The organism is Mesorhizobium silamurunense, assembly GCF_014843905.1.
GTDB classification, from domain to species: Bacteria; Pseudomonadota; Alphaproteobacteria; order Rhizobiales; family Rhizobiaceae; genus Mesorhizobium; species Mesorhizobium silamurunense.
In genome coordinates this window covers 1-370 of the sequence record NZ_LPVS01000160.1, presented here as the reverse complement: position 1 = coordinate 370, position 370 = coordinate 1, and the positions used below count along the sequence as shown (strand labels likewise).

At 62.4% G+C, this 370-nt stretch carries 1 pseudogene; it reads right to left on the bottom strand.

The features are described 5' to 3' along the window. Positions 1–370 (bottom strand): annotated as a pseudogene (locus AU465_RS32845) (coproporphyrinogen III oxidase); the annotation flags it as partial.

Below are 370 nucleotides of genomic sequence, written 5' to 3'. Positions count from 1 at the left end.
TATCCCGTCCTCGGCCAGCATCGCCAAGCCTTCAGCTGAATCGAGAAAACGGATCGGATCAAATCCGTGGGCGGAACAGATTGCCGGCACATCGGCCTCGAGATCGCACATTAGCCGCTCGATGATTGCGGCTCGCACGCGGTCTTCGTCAGCGAGACGGTAGCCCTTCGACGTCGCCAGACGGCCGGCTGCGATGTGCCGGGTGTAGGAATCGCGCGTAACCTCGTTTTGGACGTAACCCTCGCCGATACGGCCGATAGCCGACGCGCCGAAACCGATCAGGGTTTTGCAGGTGTCGGCTGAGTAACCCAGCGAGTTGCGCCGCAGGCGACCGGTTTTCTGTGCCAGCGCGAGCTCGTCGTCCGGCAAG